At 64.6% G+C, this 20622-nt stretch carries 16 protein-coding genes; 4 read left to right on the forward strand and 12 right to left on the reverse strand.

Annotated elements, in window-relative coordinates:
• Positions 1–6: 6 nt before the first annotated feature.
• The 5 genes from VEC57_14050 to VEC57_14070 all read right to left on the reverse strand — a co-directional run bounded on the left by VEC57_14050 (position 7) and on the right by VEC57_14070 (position 5896).
• Positions 7–633 carry a hypothetical protein gene (locus VEC57_14050; protein HYC00254.1) on the reverse strand — a complete coding sequence of 209 codons (627 nt, stop codon included), beginning with the start codon at positions 631–633 and terminating at the stop codon, positions 7–9.
• Complete coding sequence (locus tag VEC57_14055; GenBank protein HYC00255.1) at positions 630–2882, reverse strand: MMPL family transporter; 2253 nt, start codon at positions 2880–2882, stop codon at positions 630–632. Before VEC57_14055 ends, VEC57_14050 begins: the two co-directional genes overlap by 4 nt.
• A 3-nt stretch (positions 2883–2885) precedes the next feature.
• Positions 2886–3320, reverse strand: a complete 435-nt coding sequence (locus VEC57_14060; GenBank protein ID HYC00256.1) for a hypothetical protein — start codon at positions 3318–3320, stop codon at positions 2886–2888.
• 82 nt (positions 3321–3402) lie between these two features.
• Positions 3403–4134 (reverse strand): class I SAM-dependent methyltransferase, encoded by a 732-nt coding sequence (locus VEC57_14065; protein HYC00257.1) that lies wholly within the window; start codon positions 4132–4134, stop codon positions 3403–3405.
• A 142-nt stretch (positions 4135–4276) separates the two neighbouring features.
• Positions 4277–5896, reverse strand: a complete 1620-nt coding sequence (locus tag VEC57_14070) for a glycosyltransferase family 39 protein (protein ID HYC00258.1) — start codon at positions 5894–5896, stop codon at positions 4277–4279.
• A gap of 156 nt (positions 5897–6052) precedes the next feature.
• Here VEC57_14070 and VEC57_14075 point away from each other — a divergent pair, with 156 nt between their 5' ends.
• Positions 6053–8152: a sulfatase gene (locus VEC57_14075; GenBank protein HYC00259.1), complete on the forward strand. Its 2100-nt coding sequence runs from the start codon at positions 6053–6055 to the stop codon at positions 8150–8152.
• A 10-nt stretch (positions 8153–8162) separates the two neighbouring features.
• Here the strand turns inward: VEC57_14075 and VEC57_14080 are convergent, their stop codons facing one another.
• Positions 8163–9752, reverse strand: a complete 1590-nt coding sequence (locus VEC57_14080; protein ID HYC00260.1) for an MBOAT family O-acyltransferase — start codon at positions 9750–9752, stop codon at positions 8163–8165.
• Between the two features lie 159 nt (positions 9753–9911).
• Here VEC57_14080 and VEC57_14085 point away from each other — a divergent pair, with 159 nt between their 5' ends.
• A complete protein-coding gene (locus VEC57_14085; GenBank protein HYC00261.1) occupies positions 9912–10895 on the forward strand; it encodes an acyltransferase in 984 nt (327 codons plus the stop codon).
• 68 nt (positions 10896–10963) lie between these two features.
• Here VEC57_14085 and VEC57_14090 read toward each other — a convergent pair whose 3' ends face one another.
• The 5 genes from VEC57_14090 to VEC57_14110 form a co-directional block, all read right to left on the reverse strand.
• Positions 10964–11977 carry a hypothetical protein gene (locus VEC57_14090; GenBank protein HYC00262.1) on the reverse strand — a complete coding sequence of 338 codons (1014 nt, stop codon included), beginning with the start codon at positions 11975–11977 and terminating at the stop codon, positions 10964–10966.
• Positions 11978–12093: 116 nt separating this feature from the next.
• Positions 12094–15108 (reverse strand): HEAT repeat domain-containing protein, encoded by a 3015-nt coding sequence (locus VEC57_14095; protein ID HYC00263.1) that lies wholly within the window; start codon positions 15106–15108, stop codon positions 12094–12096.
• Positions 15109–15135: 27 nt separating this feature from the next.
• The gene (locus VEC57_14100; protein ID HYC00264.1) at positions 15136–15882 is read right to left on the reverse strand and encodes a glycosyltransferase; all 747 of its coding nucleotides are present in this window, start codon (positions 15880–15882) and stop codon (positions 15136–15138) included.
• 115 nt (positions 15883–15997) lie between these two features.
• Entirely contained in the window at positions 15998–16954 is a 957-nt protein-coding gene (locus VEC57_14105) for a calcium-binding protein (GenBank protein ID HYC00265.1), read from the reverse strand.
• Between the two features lie 133 nt (positions 16955–17087).
• On the reverse strand, positions 17088–17864 hold the full coding sequence (locus tag VEC57_14110) for a class I SAM-dependent methyltransferase (protein HYC00266.1): 777 nt from the start codon (positions 17862–17864) through the stop codon (positions 17088–17090).
• A 42-nt stretch (positions 17865–17906) separates the two neighbouring features.
• Between VEC57_14110 and rfbC the strand changes: the two genes are divergently transcribed.
• Both rfbC and rfbB read left to right on the forward strand, forming a co-directional pair.
• A complete protein-coding gene (gene rfbC / locus VEC57_14115; GenBank protein HYC00267.1) occupies positions 17907–18488 on the forward strand; it encodes a dTDP-4-dehydrorhamnose 3,5-epimerase in 582 nt (193 codons plus the stop codon).
• Positions 18485–19573 (forward strand): dTDP-glucose 4,6-dehydratase, encoded by a 1089-nt coding sequence (rfbB, locus tag VEC57_14120; protein HYC00268.1) that lies wholly within the window; start codon positions 18485–18487, stop codon positions 19571–19573. Before rfbC ends, rfbB begins: the two co-directional genes overlap by 4 nt.
• A gap of 116 nt (positions 19574–19689) precedes the next feature.
• Here the strand turns inward: rfbB and rfbA are convergent, their stop codons facing one another.
• Complete coding sequence (rfbA, locus tag VEC57_14125) at positions 19690–20571, reverse strand: glucose-1-phosphate thymidylyltransferase RfbA (GenBank protein ID HYC00269.1); 882 nt, start codon at positions 20569–20571, stop codon at positions 19690–19692.
• Positions 20572–20622: the final 51 nt, after the last annotated feature.

Below are 20622 nucleotides of genomic sequence, written 5' to 3' on the forward strand. Positions count from 1 at the left end.
CCGCAATCAGTCGGCAACCAGGGGGAGCAGCTTGACCACGTCCGGCCTGTTCTTGAAGTTGTCTTCGATGATCAGGCGCATGTTGCGGCGGACGTAGTCGCGCGACGGCTCCAGGATCGCGATGGGGCGGCGCGAGGCGATGTTCATGTCGTCGCCGCCGTCTTCGAGCTTGAACTCCGACAGCACCACCGCCGCCGCATCTTTGGACAGGATGAACTCGATCAGCAGCTTCTGGCGCTGGTCGGCGTTGCGGTCGAGCTGCGGCACCTCGGCCCACAGCTCCTGTTGCGCCGCCTCGAGCGCCGCCAGGTAGCGCAGCGAGTCCTCGTGCCCCGGCTGTCCCGGCGGCCAGTTCGGCTGCTCCTTCTGGCGGACCTCGGCCACCACGCGCCGCATGAGCTTGGTGTTCAGCGCAGTGGCGACGACGTCCGTATCGCCGCGCCGCACCACGCGGACCTCACCGACCTTGCGCGCCGGATCGGGCACGACGACGCGCTGGAGGATCCGCTCGCCGGCGGCATCCAGCAGAGGCGCGATGTGCGGCGGCACCGCCACGTCGCTCGCACCGGCAGCGCGCGCTGCACCGACGGCCACCAGCAGCACGACCAGCCGAAGCCCGCGAACACCCCTCACCGCCGCTTCCTCCGATCCGTGGCGATCAGCGAGGCCGGCGTGACGAATACGTCGCAGAGCATGGCGGTGATCATCGTCAACCCCGTCAGCAGCGAGAAGTAGACGGTCGGCTTGAAGCTGCCGAAGCAACCGACCCAGAAACCGAACACGAGAAAGAGATTGTTGACCACCAGCGCGCTGCCGATCCCGGTCGTCGTGCGCCGCACCGCCTCCACCGCATCGCCGCGATACTCGTCGCGGTATTCGGCCAGGTAGTGGATCGTATCGTCGACGACCAGGCCGATCACGGCCGAGGCGATCATGGCCGTGCCGGTGCTGAGATCGATGCCGAAGAAGCCCATCATGCCGCCGGTCCAGAACAGCGGCATGATGTTGGGCGCCAGCGAAATCAACGTCAGCTCCAGCGACCCGAACAGCAGCGCGATGGCGACGAAAACGGCGGCGCAGCCGGTGACGAAGCTGCGCACCAGGTCGAGGACGAGGCGATTGGAGTCCTGCGAGATCGTGTAGAAGGCCCCGGTCGGCGTCAGCTCGTACTGCTCGCCGAAGATCGCACGGCCCTCCTCGGTGATCTCGTCGGCCAGCGGCGCCGACACCGCCGTCCCCACCGCATGCATGCGCACGCTGACGCGCACGTGGCGCAGGTCGCGGGTGATCAGCTTGTCCAGCAGCGAGCGATCCTCGGCCGCTTCCAGAAGATCGAACAGGTAACGGGTGTCGCGCTCGTCCTGCGGAAGGGTGAGCCCTTCGCTCCTGTTCTCGGCGCGATGAAGCTGGCGCAGCGCCGCCAGGACACTGGTCGTGCCGGTCACCGGTTCCTTGGCCTTGGCCGCCGCCTCGAAGCGCTCCAGGCGCGCGACGTCCTGCAGCGAGTTCATCGGCTGTCCGTCGCGGCGCCGGATCATGAAGTCGAGGATGCTGGCGCCGGTCAGGTGCTCGTCGATGAAGAGCGTGTCGCGGTGCAGCGGCGCGTCTTCCTGGAGAAAGCGCACGAGGTCGGTGTTGACCCGCATGAGCGGAAGGCCGAGCAGCGAAACGACCGTGATGATCGCGAACACGGACAGCACCAGGCGCGTGCGCTGCGCGGTGATCTCCGCCGTCCACTGGAGGAAGCGGCGCAGCAGCGGATGCTGTGGCACCTCCACGTGCTGCGCCTGCGCGGGGAGGAACGTCAGTCCCACCGGCACCAGCGTGATGCCGACGACGAACGACAGCAGCACGCCGATGGCCGCGAACAATCCGAACTGCCGCACCGCCGGCAATTCCGCCACCAGCAGGGAGCCGAGCCCGAGCGCCGTGGTGATCGAGCAGAAGAAGCAGGGGAAGCCCATGCGCCGTACCGCCGCCATCGTACGCTCCAGCGGCGAAAGCGACGCCGGCGTTCGCAGCCATGCCTGCACCAGGTGCATGCTGACCGCCACCGACAGAACCATGATGACGGGCGGCAGCAGGGCCGTGATGGCATTGAGCTGCAGGCCGGCCAGGCCGTAGATGCCGAGCGTGATGCCCACGCTGATGCCCGTCACCGCCAGCGGCAGCACCACGCCGAGCACGTTGCGGAAGAACAGCGCCAGCATCGTTCCCAGCAGGACGACCGCGACGGGCATGAGGATGCGACGGTCGCGGTCGACGTAAACCGCCACGTCGTGCTTCTGCACGGCGATGCCGGTCAAATGCATCGTGACGCCGTCGCGCGTGCGCTCGTTCATCAGGGAGCGGAGCTCGGCGATCAGCCGGCTGCGGTACTCGTCGTCGCCGGGACGGTCCTCGATCTCGAGGATGATGCCGGCGGTGCGGCGGTCGCCCGAGATCAGCCAGCCGGTGAAATCGGGGTTTCGTTGCAGCGACGCATGCGCCTGCTCCCGCACCGACGGCGCATCGAGCGGACGCGGGATCAGCGGGGCCTCGACGGCGCCGATGTCGCCGCTGACGAGCTGCTTGGCATTGGTCAGGCTGAACACGCGTCGCACGCCGGCCAGGGTGCCAACGTGGGTGGTGATCTCGTCGAGGCGCAAAAGCCCCTCCGGCTCGAGGAGCGCCGGGTCGTGCACGGCCAGCAGAAGATCTTCGTCGCTGCCGAAAAGCTGGCGGAAGCGCTCGTAGGCGGCGAGCTGCTCGGGGTTGCGCGTGTTCAGCGACTGGTTGTCCTTCTCGATGCCGACGCGCGCGGCGTGGAAGCCGAAGAACGCCACTACTGCGGCGAGCAGCGCCAGAAACGGGAAGCGCCCGCGCGTGAGCAGCCAGCGCATCGTCTAGCGCGCGGCCTCCGAGGAAGTGGCGGGAGAGGTCCGTGCCGCTCGCGTACGCAGCCGCTCCTGGTCGAAGCTGATTGCCGGTTCCTCTCCCAGCGCCGCATCGTAGACGAGCCGGGCAACCCAGCGCCCGTCGGCCGCATGCGCCTCGGTCTCGGTCACGTAAATGTGGATGAGGATCTCACTGGCGGCGTCGCGGTAGAGAAAGCCGGTGCGTGCGCGCGCCCGATCGAGGCGATCGAGCATCTCCTCCCGGATCGTCGCCTCGTCGGCGGGGCCAGTCACCAGCACGTGCTGCACGATGCTGGTCTTCTCGCGCCCATCGGTGGTGCTCTGGTTCATCGTGCGAAAGCGGGTCTGCGCCAGGGCTGCCCCGCAGCAGGCGAGGACGACGGCGACGGCCACGGCGACGCGCAGCGACGACATCAGCAGCACCAGAACGCTGCGAACGATTGCATTTCGGGGAAGGCCAGGCGCAAGCGCGCATGATGACAGAAGCCGCGGCAAATCTCTTCCGTTACGGCCGCGAAAGCACCGCCGCCAGCGATACGCCAAAGGGCAGCCCCGTGCGGGCGGCGATGGACGCTTCGAGGCGGTAGATGCCGCGAAGCAGTCCGTTGATGGGCGCCGGCACCACGCCAAGGTCGGCGCCGGCGCCTTCGTCGCCACCGACGGCGCGCCTGAGAAGGCGAACTGCGGCCGCCGGCGCGAAGATCGCGCAGCTTGCCCAGCCAAGGTAGTCGAGCCGCAGGCCACTGCGCTCGAGAAGGCGGCGCAGGCCGGCGCGGGTGTAGCGCCGCTTGTGCTCGAGCGCCACGTCGTGGCTGCTCCACAGGAAGGGCCAGGCAGGCACGTGAAGGGCCAGCGCGCCGCCGCTTCGCAGCACGCGTGCCAGCTCGGAGAGAAAGCGCGCGTCGTCGTCGACGTGCTCGAGGACGTCGTAGGCGGTCACCACGTCGAAACTGCCGCCGGCAAAGGGCAGCTCGGGCGCGCTGGCGGCGACCACCGAAGCGATGCCGCGCGAGCGCACGAAGCCGAGCGCATCCAGGCTGCGGTCGCACGCAACGACGCTGCCGTAGCGCGCGAGCTCGGCCGCGTTGGCGCCGGCGCCGCAGCCGACATCCAGCAGCCGAAGTCCGGGCCGGTGCAGCCGCTCGCCGAGCAGGCGCCGCATGAGCAGACGCTTGCCCGAAAACCACCAATGCGTGGATTCGACCGCGTACATCTCCTCGATCTGCTCGCGTTGCACGGGGCGATGGTTTCAGGGGCGGGAGGGAGAGTCGAGGGCGGGCGATGCTTGCGGTGCCATCGCCCTTGCCGTTGTTTGGCGGCCGCATGCGCGCCGTTTCCGCAACGCGGCCTCAGACTCCGTGGCGATAGCGCGGTCGTTGCTACGGATGGCGATGACCGGTGACACTCTCACGCTCCAGCAGCAGCACGTGCCCTCGCCCCGGTGGCAGCCAGCGCCGATAGGATCGCGCGTCGATCTGGCGATAACCGTCGAGCGGCCCGAACGCGACGACGTAGCGATCATCGACGACCCACCACCAGCTCTTGACCGAGGATGGCTGTCCGGGCCTCGCCTGCGCATCGCTCGGCGCCGTGCGCAGGCGAGCGGCCAGTCGCTCGGCGTTGTATTCCATGCCGCCATCGATCTGCGTGGGCGGCACGCCGCGCTGCTCGAGCGCTGTCAGCAGTTTCCAGCGCGCGCGGTTCCACTCCATCCAGTCGTGCGTGCCGGCGACGGAGAAGGCGGCCATCGCCGCCGTGCACGCCACTGCCGTCGCGCTGACTCGTGCGACCGAGCCGGCGGCCAATGTGGCCAGCAATGCCAGTGGGACGATGGGAACCAGGTAGCGATCGAAGTAGTAGGCCGACTGCAGCAGCGAGCCGGCGAACGTCAGCGCGAATGCAAAAAGGAGGAAGGCTGGCACCGGCTCACGGACATGTCGGACTGTGGCCGCCAAGCGGCCGAGCAGGAGCGCGGCGGACACGATGGAGACCAGCGTCAGCGGCACGCCGAGCAATGGACCGACGCGGGGCAGACGATCGAGCGCGAGGAAGAAAGCATCGCGCAGCGTGACGGAGCCGACGCCGAGGTCGTAGGCCACGTTGGTAAGGTAGAACATCAACGAGCCGTCGCGCAGGTACAGGAACAGGGCGAGAAGGCCCAGGACTACGACGCTGGTAGCGACGATGATGCGCTCGAGCCGGTCGCGCGGCCGCAGCATCACCGTCCACGGGAGCAGGAAGAAGCCTAGCGTCACCAGGGCGCGGAACTTCGCGTCCCCGATTTCGAGCAGCGAGACGCCGGTGGCCTCGGAGATCTTGTTCTGCACGGCCAGAGGGCCATGGCCGGTGGCGATCCAGCCGACATAGGCGCCAAGCGTGACCGCAGGCAGCATGCCTGCACAGATGGCCAGCCGCAGACGCTGCGACATCGGCTGCGCGGGAATCAGCAGGGCCGCGGCGCTCGCTGCCGCTGCGACGAAGATCCCGTGCTGCCGGATCAAGAGCGACGCCGACGCCGCCGCTGCGCCCAGCAGCAGCTGCGTCGTCGCTTGGTGCTCGAGACCTCGGATGTAGGCCCACGCCGCCAGAAGGGCGAAGACGGCAAACGGGACGTCTGTCATGAACGTGAAGGACAGATTGAGATAGACGGGGCAGCTGCCGACGACGGCGGCGGCCAGCGCCGCCGCGGCTGCCGAAGCGCCTGCGCGACGCGCGGCCGCGAAGACCAATGCCATGCCAGCCGCGCCCAGCAGCAGCGTCGAAGCGCGAAAGATTTCGTAGGAAGGACCGAACAGCTGGCACAGCAGCGCTCCATACCCGGCCTGAAATAGCAGGCTTGCACCCGTCCAGGGCAGCAGGTCGAGAGGACCGTCCTGGCAGATCGAGCGAGCGGCGTGCGCGTAGGCCCAGTCATCGCTGAGGGGGAAGTTGCCGGACGGGCCGACGGCGAGCACCGCCGCCAGCCAGAGAAACAGCACGCAGAGCAGCGGTGCCGACATTCCGCCATTGTGCGTGATGGCGGATACCGACTACAACGGACGACGTGCGAACCGTTGGCGCGGGGGAATCACGACAACCGTATGCTTGACGTCGCCCATCGGCTGTAGCTAAAGCAATGCATGGCGAAGTCTTCGATACGCCTCCAAACTTTGTCAATGCTCGCCATGGTAGTCGCTTTCGGCTGTCAAGCACGCGAATCAGTTCAGCCGGTGCGTCGATTCGTTGAGGATGCGAGCGTCACCACCTCCTGCACGGCTACAGGAGATACACTCTCGCCCACTGCGAATGCCACTGCCACCATTGCAGACGACGTGCGTTTAGTACTGTGGGCACCTGCAACCGCGCCACTGCTCTATTTCGAGCCAATCAAGGCCTCGCGGCGCCTATCGTACATGCCGGAGGTTTCTGCGCCATTGGAGACGGCTGCGACGCTGCTGCTCGAGCCATCATTCAAGCATGAGGGCGTATGGCATGAACTGCCGTCGCGGCTGGCGGATGTGCAGCGCGATGCGAGTGGCGTGCGCGTCGAGGTCGTGATCGGGCTTCCGCCATCCGTGCCGGAAAAAGCTCCTATTGGCGTCCATGTGGCTGCGCATGCTGTGCAGTGCGACCGTGGAATGGCTCACGAAACGGAGGCGATGATTGTGCCAAAGGGCGCTTCGCTCGAGTTCTCGTTCGGCTTGGCCCGCGGTTCTTCGAAGGCGGCGCCGCCGGTACGGTTCTCGATCGACGCCTGCGAACAGACAAACTGCAGCACCGTTTTTGATGAAATTGTCGATCCGCAAGCGGCAGCATCAGCTGAATGGGCGGATCGTATCGTCGACCTCGAAGCGATGGCCGACAAAAATGTGCGCTTCATTTTCCAGACGGAGGCGGCCGCAGCGGCAGACGCTCCAATCATGCCAGTGTGGGGCGATCCTGTCGTCTACGCTCGGGCGGACCGTCGAGAGGATCCTCCGCCCAACGTAGTTCTGATTTCGCTCGACACGCTCTCCGCCCGCCATCTGAAGCCGTACGGTTACGCGCACCAGACCACTCCGTTTCTTGATGATACCTTCGGCGAAAATGGAACCATTTTCGAGCATGCCGTAGCCGCCGCGACCTCCACCAGCCCGTCTCACATGACGATGTTCACCGGCCGCCAACCATCGGTCAACGGCGTGACCACTGGCGTCGAGGTTCTTCCCACCCAGATCCCGACAATCACAGAAATCATACGCGCGGCCGGTCTCGCGACCGCCGCCGTCACCGAAGATGGATGGCTGGCTGTGCAGCACGGCTTCGGTCGCGGGTTTGGAACGTACGTCGAGAACAAGAGCCCCGACATCATGCAGCCGACCGGCCAGATCGATCGGACACTCGACAAGGCGATCGCCTGGCTTGGCCGCAACGCCAACCGTCATTTCTTCTTGTTCATCCACACGTTCCAGGTCCACGATCCATTCACGCCCCCGCAAGAGTATGCCGCACTGTTTCCGACGGTGTACGGCCACGAGGTGACCGCGAATTCGCCGCGGCATCTCTTGGAGCATCGCGCGTACGACCAGGAAATTCGTTACGCCGACGATGAGCTCAAGCGACTTTTCGCCACGCTCCGGAACCACGATCTCGATGAGAACACTGTTGTCATCGTGGTTTCCGATCATGGTGAAGAGTTCGGCGAACATGGCTGGATCGGGCATGGCGCACATCTGTTCGAAGAGGTAAGCCGGGTGCCTCTGATGTTCTGGGGCAAGGGTATCGGCAAGAAGCGTCGCATCGTAGATCCCGTCGGACATGCAGACCTAGCGCCGACGATTCTGGAACTGCTGCGGCTGACGGTGCCAGCCGGTGTGCAGGGAAGGAGCCTGGTGCCCATCCTCGCGGACGGCCCACAACACCTCGAGCCACGACCGTATTTCACGGAGTCCTGGGGCGCTGCCACGAAGAACGTGTCATTCGAGCCCATTGACTTCGTACGTCCGGCCTTCGCAGTTCGACTTGGCGATCGGAAGCTCGCTCGGTACAAAACGAACGAGGGTTTCCGTTTCGAGTACTACGACCTCTTTGAGGATCCGCTGGAATGGGGCAATCTCTACGCGCAACGACAGCAGGAAGTGGCCGACCTCGAACGTCTGCTCACACACTACGAAGCGGACTGTGCAGCTGCGCACGCCGAAGCCATTCGAGCCACTGCTTCACCGAAGAATCCGGACGAGCCGACCATGGATCCGCGACAGCTCGATAAGTTGCGCGCGCTTGGGTACCTCGACTAGTCGTCGTTCTTCAGAACTGGAAGTAGATGAAGGAGCCGCCGAATCCCGCGAAGACGGCCACCAAGCCCAGCATAGCACCAATCATCACACTTTCTGCGAACGCCAGGGGAGCTGGTGCAAGCCTTTGGCGGAGCAGCGTTCGATGTGTGCGAACGTAACGTTCCACCGGGTGGAGCGCTGCGCTAAGCGTGACGACGGCGAGCTGAAAAACGGCAGAGTATCCAACGTATGGCCCAGTGATCACGGTTTCAAGGATGCGAACTGCGTCGCCGAAGGTTGCCGCACGAAAGAAGACCCACGCTATACATACGGCGTGAAACAGGAGGACGATTTTTGGGACGTCGCGCAGATGTACTTTGTCGACGACGGTGGTGTGGCCATGCGAAACGGCGCGGTGTATGACCAGGAGCATTCCGTGAATTGCTCCCCAGATCAGAAAGTTCCATCCGGCGCCATGCCAGATGCCGCCGAGCACCATCGTCATCAGTAGGTTGGCATACGCGCGTCCGCGGCTGGTCCGGTTGCCGCCTAGTGGAATGTAGAGGTAGTCGCGTAGCCACTCCGACAGTGTGATATGCCAGCGTCGCCAAAATTCGCTGGGATTTCGTGACAGGTACGGTTCGCGAAAATTCAACGGAAGCTCGAAGCCTAACAGGAGGGCCAGCCCGCGCGCGATGTCGGTGTAGCCGGAGAAATCGAAATAGATCTGGAAGGCAAAAGAGTAGATGGCCAGCAAGTGCTCGGCACCGCTGGCATAGCCGGGAGAGCCGAAAACCCGATCGACATACTCCGCCAGCAGCGCGTCCCCAAAAACTACTTTCTTGATGAGGCCGCCGCAGATCAACCAAACTGCCCGGTGCGCCCTCTCGGCTGTCAGCGTCGTGGCGGATCGGAACTGTGGCAGCAGGTTCCAGCCACGAAGGATTGGGCCAGCGATCTGATGAGGAAAGAACGAGATGAACAGGACGTATTCGGAGAATGTGGCGGCAACGACGCCTCGGTTGCGGTAAGCGTCTACGGCAAGACCGATGATCTGAAAGGTAAAGAAGGAGATGCCGAGAGGAAGTAGAACATCCGGCACCCGAGCGGGCGCGGCGCCGGTCAACTCCCGCATCACATTAAACGATTCGACAGCGAATCCCGCGTACTTGAAGTATCCCAATGTAGCGAGGCTGACGATAATGGAGGTCACCAAGTAGAGACGCGGTCGGCTCGAACGCAGGATGCCGAGCAGCAGGACATAGTTTACCGCCAGGATCGCGAGCAGAAGCAGGACGTACTGCGGGATCCACATGCAGTAGAAGAAGAGACTGGCGACGAGGAGAAGGCCCTGCCGCAAGCCCGCCGGCAACAGCCAGTAAGCCAGGAAGACGACGGTGAAGAACAGGAGGAAGGGAAGGCTGTTGAAGAGCATGGTTTCGCAGGTGTCAGGTGCGGACGATATGTGCGGATAGTGCCGGAAGGCAGGCGTGAGCTTGCGACTGCATCTCCCCATCAACCGATAGAACGAACTGGTGCCGCCGAGATGATATGCGACGAGAGCTACGTCAAGAAGGTGGCTTGCATCGCCGCCGGGCCGGCCGAGGGTGATTGCGAGCATCCGCTGACACAAACGCCGGTTGTTCTGGGGTGCGGACAGTCACAGACTGGCGGAACTGCCTTACGGCGTTGATGCAGGCAGCAGCTTTGTTCGTGGATGGGCGATTGGCGGTTCATATGACGGAATGTATGCTGGCTGATCGGGCTCGTGGCTAGGAACATGGGGAGTGCAGAACAACGGCCGAGGACGGGCCGTGTGCGATCAGGGTCGGCGGACTGGCTCAAAGCTGCCGCAATCATTGCCGTCGTCATTACGCATAGCATGCCGACCGCGTTCCAGCCCACCTTCACCGCCGTCGACCGCAGCATAAACAACCTTGTCAGCTTCCATGTCCCCGTGTTTCTACTGGTCGCGGGCTGGCTGAGTGCTTCGCGTCAGCCGCTATCGTGGTCGTCCCTGGCACGGCGCATCGGCAGAGTCATTCCTCCATATGTTATCGCGAGCACCGTCATGACGGCCCTCGGGTACGCGCGATGGGACGCTTTCGCCTGGAATCTTGTGCTCGGCAGTGCGCTTGGCCCGTACTACTACATTCCGGTATGGGTCGTATGCGTGCTGTCGGGTTGGGTTTGGTCTCGGCTTTCGCCTCGCGCGACGGTGGTTGTTCTTGCCGTCGTCCTGGTTGCGACTGCCATACGATATTTCGTGTGGCCGATGTTCTGGTGGACGTGGGCCATCCGCGACCCGATTGGGCAAGGATGGTTGGCGTGCTTCCTCATTGGCTGGTCGGCGAGAATCTTTTCGGCCGAAATTTGGATGCAGGCACGTCCGGAGTGGGCCGTGCTCGCGGTGCTGATGTGCCTACCGTGGCTCATCGTACCGCATACGTGGTCAGGTGAGCACGGAATTACTCTGCGGCACACTTCCCGTGTCGCGTACGCGGTCGGTGTGGCATGGCTTGGCGTCGCGTGGCTTCGACCGGAGGCGCCACGTCCGGTTCAATGGCTCTCGTCAGCGACCCTACCGATATTTCTCTATCACGAGCCGATCTCGATCTTCCTACGAACCGAGCTCGCTGCGTGGCCTCCGATGAGCAGAGTAGTGGTGGTGGCCACGGTTGCCACCCTCGTCACTTGTGCGGGTGTGGCCGTTGCGCAGAGGCTGATCCCAGTTCGCCTGCGGTCCTACCTGCTCGGCGCGTGAACCGATACGCGCTCACCCGGCAACGTGCGGCAGGCCCAGGGGGCTGAGCCCACTGTCGACAGCGACGTTCACGGATGGCCGGCAAGCGCTTCGACCCTCTGGTCCAATGCGCGTGAGACCTCGGGAGCAAGCCTTCGTGCAATGAGTCCTATGCCATTCATATCTGGTCCTGCGTGATAGTGGCCGAACGCATCACTGAATGCTGCGTCCGGCAGCGCATCGTGGAGGTCCAGGCAAGCGCTGCCGTGGTCACGAACGATCGTGCAGGCCAGAGAACCAGCACGTTCGAGTAGATGAAGGTCCTCGACGCCCATTCGTCGCATGTGTTCGACGTCGACGGGCACGATGTAAGCAACTACGGGTATGCCGTCTGCGCGTAAAATCCGTAGGAATGAGCCGAAGAGCTCGAATACGGGATGATCGGCGGAAATGTGGCGCAGCGGGTCAATGTACCGCTCAGTCAGCGCCTCCTTATTGAGGCGAGTATTTGTATTGTCGGTGAATCCCGCAGCTGGGATTGGTAGAGCTGTTCCTCTACCTCCAAGCCATTGTGGCGCCTGCGTTTGTGCCCACTTTCTGAATCGTTCGAGGCCGTCGCCCGTGCGGACCTGTTCGGCGCGCATCATACGCCAAAGCCGATTGCAGCCTGTAGCCACCGCGAGCTTGTAGAACAGAAGCTGGTCCAGGGTCATGCCGAACCAGTGCAATGGCTTAGAGATGACTTCTGGCAACCTCGTCGCCTCAATCCAACCGTATGCTTCCTTCCGTGACCATTGCGACCGCCAGCCGTCAAAGAAAGCTCTTGGGTTGAAAGCGAGGACCACGACTCCTGGATGAGTCCGTGTGAGCTTTTCCGCGAACGCGTAATACTCGAATGCGGAAATGCCGAAATCTGCAAGGTGCTGGACCTCAACGGCTTGCGGCCGAAGGCGCAGGAGTTCTTCGTGAAGTTGTTCGGGCAGGGCACGTCCCCCTGCTGCCTGAATGACTGTGGAGTCCCCGAGCATTATTACGCGCTGAGTGTCTGGCGGCGGAGGAAGTGCTGCGACAAAGCTAATGCGTTCGGCCATGGTGGTGGCCATATCCAACGCCGTGTACGTGTAGGGGACTGCGTACCTGTCGAGGCTGGAAACGATCAGCCAGACCACAGCGACGCAGCCCACAAGGAACCCAGTACTCGACAATGCGAAACGCGAGATCACCTTACCCGCCCCCACCGCACCACCCCATACCCCGCCGTCTCCCGAACCTGCGGCGAGGCATCGTTCTTCACCATCGCCTGCAGTTCCTCGATGTCCGCCTCGTCGGCAGCCAGCTGCGACCACGCCCATGCGGCGGCCACGCGTTCCTCTTCGCTCGCGTTGGGCTCCAGCCGCTGACGTGCAGCGCTCAGGCACTCGCTGCCGCCGACGATGCTGCACAGCCACATCGCCGTGGCGCTGGCCCGCGCAAACCCGGCGGCTGCATGACGTGCCAATATCGCATCGGCTGCCTCCGGGTTCCTGCGTGCCTCCATGAGCGCCACCCGCGGCGCCAGCACCGAATCAATCGTGAACCACCTCGCCGCAGCATCGAGGCGATTGCCCGAGCAGCGATGGCGGGCCAGGTGCAGCAACGCCAGAACGGCCGTGCGATCGAGTCCCAGCCAGCGGGGGCGCATCGTCGACCACACGCGCAGCGAGCGCGGACAACCGCCTACGCCGAGCTCGGCGGCATGCGCAAAGGCCAGCTCGCGCAGCAGCGGATCGGAATCGGGCTCGGCCATGACTTCGCGCAGCTTCGCGGCGACTTCACCCTGAATCGCTTCGCCGTCGCCGTCACGGCCGGCATGCCACCAGAACGAGCTGCGCCACTTTCGCGAGCCCAGACCGAGCAGCAGGTTGCGGGCGGCGCCCGCGACCGCGTCGTCGTCGGCTTCCAGCAGGGGAACGACGGTCCCGATGCACGCCGAGTCGCACGAAAGCCCGGCCGTCCGTAGCGCGCGCACGGCATCGGCGGATTCGAATGCGCCCGCGATCACGCCGGCGATCAGCGCATCTCGCACGGCGGGCGCACGCGATCGGTCCGCCGCCTTGACCGCGGCCGAGCGTACCTCCGGATCCTCATCGCTCAGCGCGGAACGCAGCAGCTCGAAGTCGCCGGCGATTTCCAACTCCGACATCGCGGCCACGGCGCGAAGGCGGTCGTTTCGTGATTCGGATTCCAGCTGCGACTGCAGGTCCGCCATTCGTCCTGTGCCGAGCGCATCGGCGACGGCAGCGGGCGTCGGCCAGTCCTCAATCGGCGCCAGCGCCAGGTCCTTGCGCGCCAGAATCGAGTAGCGGCCGATGGTGACCAGGGGCGCATAGTTTCTCTCGACGAAGTCCGCGAAGAAGAAGTAATACGCATGCGCGTCGGCGAAGAAGAGCTGATGCTCGCGCAGGGTCACCACCAGGCGCGGCGGCTCGCGCTCGAGCGCGGTCAGCACCTCCACTTCGGCATCGTGACCGGGCCAGCCGGGAAAGTAGTAGCCATGCCGGTTGCCAGGGCTGCGCAGCGCCAGGAACGAAACGAAATCGAGTGCGGGAAACGTAAAGACGGCGTCCCTGGTGCCCGTCTGCGCATCGATCAGCTCGACGACGCGCTCAAGCTCGCGAAAGCGTCCGGCATGGCCGGCGTTGATGGAGAAGGGCGCGTGCGGCACGGCAAGCCGCGTCTCCGGCGTGCGCACCGGGATGGCGCCGCGCAGGTCCCAGCGCGCATCGAGGAAATGTCCGACACGAATGAGGGCAATGGCCAGCACCGGCAGCGACACCGCCACGCCGACGGCTCGCCGCGCCGTGGCGCCGCTGGCGGCGGACCAGCGGATGGTGACGGCCTGAAGGCCCCACACGACCAGCGGGAACAGCAGCGGCATCGCTGTGACCCAATGCATGAAGTCGGTGCGCGGGAAGATCTGCAGATAGAGCAGGATGCCGGCAAGGATCGCGGGCCCCAGCACCTCGACGCCGAGGGTGCGGTCGCCCGGCTCACGCCGCCGCGCAAGCCAGGCGAAGATCGCCAGCCACTGCACGAACGTGGCAGCGGCAAAGGCGCGCGGCTCCAGGTTCACCATCAGCGAGGCGTAGAAGCCCGACGGCATCGGCCGCGTCGCGACCACCGCGGCAAAGAGCACGGCAACCGCGGCGACCGCGCCGACGACGATCTTCCACGGATGCCATCCGCGCGCCCGCAGCCAGGCAGGCGCGAACCAGACGAGACCGCTGCCGATGACGGCCAGCACGTCGAGCCGGATGGGCGGGCCGCCGAGGTAGTAGAAGGACTCGAACCCGGTGCCGAGGAACAAGGCCCGGCGCGTGAACCACTCGGCGCCCAGGATCGAATATGCCCACACCAGCCACGGCGTCCCCACCAGCAGAAAGCCGGCGCCGAGCGCAAGGCCGCTGCCGAGCAAAGCGGGTATGTCGCGGCGCGGGTTGTGTCGATAGGCGTCGCGCGCGATCGCCAGCGCGCAGGCGGTGACGGGGCCGACGAAGGCGAAGATCTCACCGCCCGTGGGAGCCGAGGCGAAGACGAACAGCAGCCCGAGCTGCACCGCCAGCCACCACGCCCACCACAGCAGGGACTCCCAGAACCCGCGCGGCCGGCCATGGGCTGCCAGCGCCACCAGCGCGGCGGCGGCGAGCTGGAACAATCCGACGTTGGGCTTGAACGTGAAGCCGAGGCCGGCCAGCGCGCCGTGCGCGATCAGCAGCGGCAGCGTCGGCGTGCGCCGCAGCGGAAACAGCAGGACGGCGCTCAGCCCGAAGAGCAGGACGTTGTACCAGACAGGGTACGGGATGTTGAAGGAGGCGAAGTCGCCGGGGAACACCGGCATCGACGCAAGGTAGAGAAGCGGCGCCATCAGCGCCCACTTCCACGACCGCGTCAGCGTCACCGTGACCAGGAACAGCGTGGTCAGCGCGCCTGCGTTGACGGCGGCCAGCAGGTAGCGGCCGGGCATGACCGAGGGTCCGAACCACCGCATCAGCATCTGGTGGATCGTGTGGACGCCGGGCGTGTAGCCGAAGTGGAAGTCGAGGTAGGGCACCTCGCCGCGCGACCAGCGCCAGAACTGCATCAGCAGCGTGCCCTCGTCTTCGCGGTTGAAGCCGTAGTCGGCAAAGCTCGTGAAGTAGAGCAGGCCAACCAGCGAGACGGCAAGCGCTACAATGACATGGGTACGCGCGATCATTGGCTCCGGCATCGTTCTAGCTGGGTATTATCCCGTTTGTCGTCTATAAGCTCGGTAGATCCGCCATAGATCGATGAAGGCTACGGCTCCGGCGCGTAGGGTGACGCCGGAGCCAGCAGCGTCCGCCCAGCGTTCTAGTGGAAACTCGTATAGCCGATAACGTATAGACTCTCCTTCTGTCAGCTGCAGCCTGGCGATCAGCTCCACATCGAAGGCCCATCGGCACAGAAATGGCTTGGCGAAAGCGTTTTGGATTGCGGGTGTGTTGCGGAATAGCTTTGCGCCGCACTGGGTGTCGTAAACGGACAAACCGAGGGCAGCAGAGGCAAGCGTGGCAAAAAGTCGGCCTATGTAGTGGCGCAGAGGGTCGCGCTGAATGTAGGCGCCGAGACGGCTGAGGCGGCAGCCCATGACACCCACTAGTTCCGGGTTAGAGTTCAGTACATTCACCATCCCGTCAACAGCATCGAGAGGCGTGGCCAAGTCAGCATCCCAGTAGCCGACAAGTGACGCCCTGGTGGCGAACGCCCATTTCATGCCCTCCCGTACCGCTCCGGCCTTTCCTCGATTTTGTGGTAAACGAATGCTGTCGGCTCTGCCGTGCGACTGCTCGCAGAACCGCGCAAGAACCGAATGCGTGCGGTCGCTGCTGCCGTCATCAACGAAGCACAGACGACTCCATGGACGATCGTCGAGAAACTGGTGAAAAGCGGCGAGATCAAGTCGTTGCTCTTCATTGTGACACGGCACCACAAGAGTCAGCGCAGGTTTCATCGCGCATACTTACGCAAAAGCGGGCGATCGTACGACATCTAAAATGCGAGCCGCTTAGACAGTCGCTTGCGAGAAAAAAGCCGCGGAAACGTCACCGCCTCCGCGGCTTCATAAGCTAGTCGATGCAACCGCAGTCGATCTCGCGCGATGAATTGAAAGCGTACCCAGCTGTCACGAACTCACAGCCATCTTCCGTGCCGAAATCCGTACTTGCCTGCGCTCGTGATGGCGCAACTTCGAACTCATAGCGACACGTGTCATTGTCCGAACCGCTTTCTCCGGCGTCGACACATATGAAATCGGGGCCTTTCCCGTTTATTGAATCACTGCCGGAACCGCCGCAGTAGCGTGCCCCTACGACGTCGTCGGGAACGGGATCGCCCCATGCGACGACAGGTGTAAGCGCGTCATCGCCGGCCTCGCCATTCAAGGAGTCCGCTCCACCGCCACCAATCAATGTGTCGTTGCCTGAGCCACCATAAAGGACATCGTCAGAAATGCCACCCCACATCGTGTCGTTACCATCGCCGCCAACGATGATGTTGTTAGAGTAGTAGGAGCCTACGAGAATGTCTGCGCCGTCGTCTCCGTACAATTGTTTACCGCCGAGTCCCGCGCCTTGAATCTTGTCTGCCCCGGCCCCGCCATTAACCACGTCTCCTCCACTGCCGGTCTCGATTTCGTCGTCACCGCCGTTGCCGTTTATCGTGTCATCTCCTGCGTCCGCGCAAATTACGTCGGCACCTGCGGTTCCGTTGATGGTGTGAGTCGATGTATTGCCGACGATGTCACAGATTACACACTTCCCATCCGGCGAGTTTCCTCCAGTCCCTGCCCCGCACTGATCGCAGGCGGTATGGGTGGACGGGCCGCAGGTCGTGCCGACCCCGCAGATTACATCACAGCGGTAGATGGTGGCACCGTTCGGATAGTTGGTGATGCCACTTCCGGCAGTGCATGTGTCCGTCGCCGATGTAGAGCAGGCTGCGGACGCGACGGTCGTCATCGAAAGGTAAAACAAGATCGCGAATGCTATTGTTTTCAACACCTTTTTCCCTCCATTTTTCTTCACGAGCACAGTGTCGCGCTGCGATGATATGGAGCAGTCGAAACTGAGTCGAGGGACGAAAAGGCGGGAAGGTGTTCTAAAGCACGTTCGCGCGCTGTTGTTCTTATCATCACGCCGCCGCAGCTTGCGCCGGCGGTCACCGGCGGCAGAGAGCGACCAGGTCGAGCGCGCGATCGATGGAATCGGCGCGGACGAAAAAATCTTCAGGAACGATCTCGGCAGCGCCCTGCGGCCGCGCCTGGCGACGCACCACCTTGGCCAGCCGCGCGAACGCGAAGTTGACCACGGAGCGCGGCAGCATGTTGCGGACGCCGAGCGGGTCCAGGCGCAGGATGTTGCGGACTGCGCGAGCGCGCCCCGCCTCGAACTCTTCGACCTTCTGGTTGCCGTGCATGCCCTGCATCTCGACGCGGCCGAACACGCCGGCGAGCAGCGAGTGAAGCTCGGGCCCGGTGTATTCGCGCACGTGATAGGGGTTCTCCGAGACCGTGCGCAGGCGGTTGGGCGTTGTCATGATCAGCACGCCTTCGGGAGCCAGCCGCGCGTGCAGGCCGCGAAGGAACGGAAGGGGATCGGCGATGTGCTCGATCACCTGGAAGTTCAGGACCACGTCGAAGGTGTCGGTGAAGCTGCCCGGCCTGGTCAGGTCGACCTGCTGGAAACGCAGGTTGGGTTTGCTCCACAGCCGGCGGCATTCGGAGATGGCCTGGTCGGAGTAATCGACACCGACCACTTCCTTTGCCACGTCGGCGATGATCTGGGTGCCGAAGCCTTCACCGCAGCCGGCATCCAGCACGCGCTTGCCTGCGGAAAGGGTGGAGGCGAATCGATAGGCGGCCACGTGGCGGGCAAAGTCGTAGTCGAATCCCTCGCCCCAGCCGGGACGCTCGCCGGTGAACTTGTTCGGATCCATGGGCTCGGGGTATTTCTCCCGAAACGGCCCGAGAGGCAAGGCATGAAAGTTCTTCCTACCGAAATTCCCGGCGTCCTGGTGCTCGAGCCCACCGCGTACTCGGACGAGCGCGGGTTCCTGCTCGAGGCCTTCCAGCTCCAGCGCTATCGTGAGGCAGGCGTTTCCTGCGATTTCGTTCTCGATACGCACTCGCGCTCGCGTCGCGGCGTGGTGCGCGGGCTGCACTACCAGCTCGTTCGCCCGCAGGCCAAGCTGGTGCGAGTGGTGCGCGGCGCGGTCTTCGATGTGGTGGTGGACGTGCGACGGGGCTCGCCCACGTTCGGGAAGTGGGTGGGGACGGTGCTCGACGATCGCCAGCACCGCCAGGTGTTCGTCCCCGTCGGCTTCGCGCATGGCTTTGCCGTGCTCTCGGAGGAAGCGGACTTCCAGTACAAGTGCAGCGACTACTATGCACCCGACGATCAGCACGGCATCGCCTGGGACGATCCCGAGATCGGCATCGCGTGGCCGCGCGAGCTCGGCGACGTGGTGGTCTCGGAGAAGGACCGGCGCAATCCGCGGCTGTCGGCGTGCCCGGCGCAGGACCTGCCGGTGTACGGCGCGGCGGGCGGTTGCGGCGCGTGAGCGAGCGCCGAACGCAAGGTGACGGAGGCGAGCCGGGCGCGGCGGTGCATCGTCCGCGCAACGTGCTGGTGACCGGCGGCGCCGGCTTCATCGGCTGCAACTTCGTTCGCTATCTGCTGGCGACGGATCCCGACGTGCGCATCGTCGATCTGGACGCGCTGACGTATGCCGGCTCGCTCGAGAATCTGACGCAGCTTCCGGATCCGGCAAGGCACACGTTCGTGCACGGCGACATCTGCGACCGGGCGCTGGTGGACCGGCTGCTGCGCGAGAGCGACATCGATACGATCGTGCACTTTGCCGCCGACAGCCACGTGGATCGTTCGATCGCCGGGCCGGCGCCGTTCATCCAGACGAACATCGTCGGGACGTTCCAGCTGCTGGAGGCGGCGCGGGAGCTGTGGTTGCGCGGCGGTGGTGGTGGCGCTAGCGGCGGTGGTGGTGCCGGCGCCGGGCGGCGGTTTCATCACATCTCGACCGACGAGGTCTACGGCACACTAGGGCCCGACGATCCTGCATTCACCGAGACGACGCCGTATGCGCCGGGCTCGCCCTACTCGGCGTCCAAGGCCGCTTCGGATCACCTGGTTCGCGCCTACTGGCGCACCTACGGCCTGCCGGTGACGATCTCGAACTGCTCGAACAACTTCGGCCCCTTCCAGCACGCCGAGAAGTTCCTGCCCACCGTCATCCGCGGCTGTCTGACGCGTACGCGCATTCCGGTCTACGGCGACGGCAGCAACGTGCGCGACTGGCTCTACGTCGACGACCATTGCCGCGGCATCGATGCGGTGGTGCGCCGCGGGCGTACCGGCGAGTTCTACAACATCGGCGGCCTCAACGAGTGGTCCAACATCGAGCTGGTGCGCAGGGTGTGCGCGATCATGGACCAGCTGCGGCCGGCGGCGGCGCCGCACTTCGAGCTGGTCGAGATGGTGACCGACCGGCCCGGCCACGACTGGCGCTACGCCATCGACATCACGAAGATCCGGCGCGCGCTCGGCTGGCAGCCGCAAGAGCCGTTCGATGCGGCGCTGCGAAAGACGATCGAGTGGTACGCGGCGCGGATGCCGGCGCGCGGCTGACGCCGGCGGGCCGGAACCTGCCCACGAGTCGCTCGATGCGGCGACGGAGAAGGTGGCGTGGCGGCGCGCTTTCCGGTGCCACCGAAATGCTCGGATGCAAGACCTGACCCTCTTCTTCAGCGGCGTTTTTCTTGGGCGATCTGGGCGAGGTATTGGCCGTAGTCGGTTTTCAGCAGGGGGTTGGCGAGGGCGAGGAGGTCGGCGGCGGTGATCCAGCCCATGCGAAAAGCGACTTCCTCGGGACAGGCTACCTGAAGGCCCTGCCGGAGCTGGATGGTCTGGATGAAGTTCGATGCCTGCAGCAGCGCTTCGGGCGCGCCGGTGTCGAGCCAGGCTATTCCGCGCCCGAGCTTCTCCACGCGCAGCTTGTTCTGATCCAGGTACAGACGGTTCAGGTCCGTGATCTCGAGCTCGCCGCGCGTCGACGGCAAGAGCTTTTCGGCAAGCGAGACGACGTTCTTGTCGTAGAAGTACAGGCCCACCACCGCGTAGTTGGACTTCGGCTGCTTGGGCTTCTCCTCGATGCTGAGGACATTGCCGTCTTCGTCGAACTCGACGACGCCGTAGGCCTGCGGGTCCTTGACCCAGTAGCCGAACACGGTGGCTCCCTCGGTGCGCTGGGCGGTTGCGTGCAGCAGGCCCTGGATGCCGTGCCCGTAGAAGATGTTGTCGCCGAGGATGAGTGCGCACGCATCACCGGCGATGAAATCGCGGCCCACCAGGAACGCCTGCGCGATGCCGCCGGGCGAGGGCTGGACCGCGTACTGCAGGCGCAGTCCCCAGCGCGAGCCGTCGCCCAGCAGCCGCTCGAACAGCGCGCGCTCGTGCGGCGTGGTGATGAGCAGGATGTCGCGGATCCCCGCCAGCATCAGCGTGCTCAGCGGGTAGTAGATCATCGGCTTGTCGTAGACGGGCAGGAGCTGCTTGCCGACCGCGTGCGTCAGCGGATGCAGGCGCGTGCCGGCGCCGCCGGCAAGGATGATTCCCTTCTCGATCATCGCCGTCCCGCTATAGCAGTCCGGGGGCAGGCGCGCACGTCGCCGCGGCGC

This window comes from Candidatus Limnocylindrales bacterium (assembly GCA_035626395.1).
Taxonomy (GTDB): domain Bacteria; phylum Desulfobacterota; class Binatia; order UBA1149; family CAITLU01; genus DASPNH01.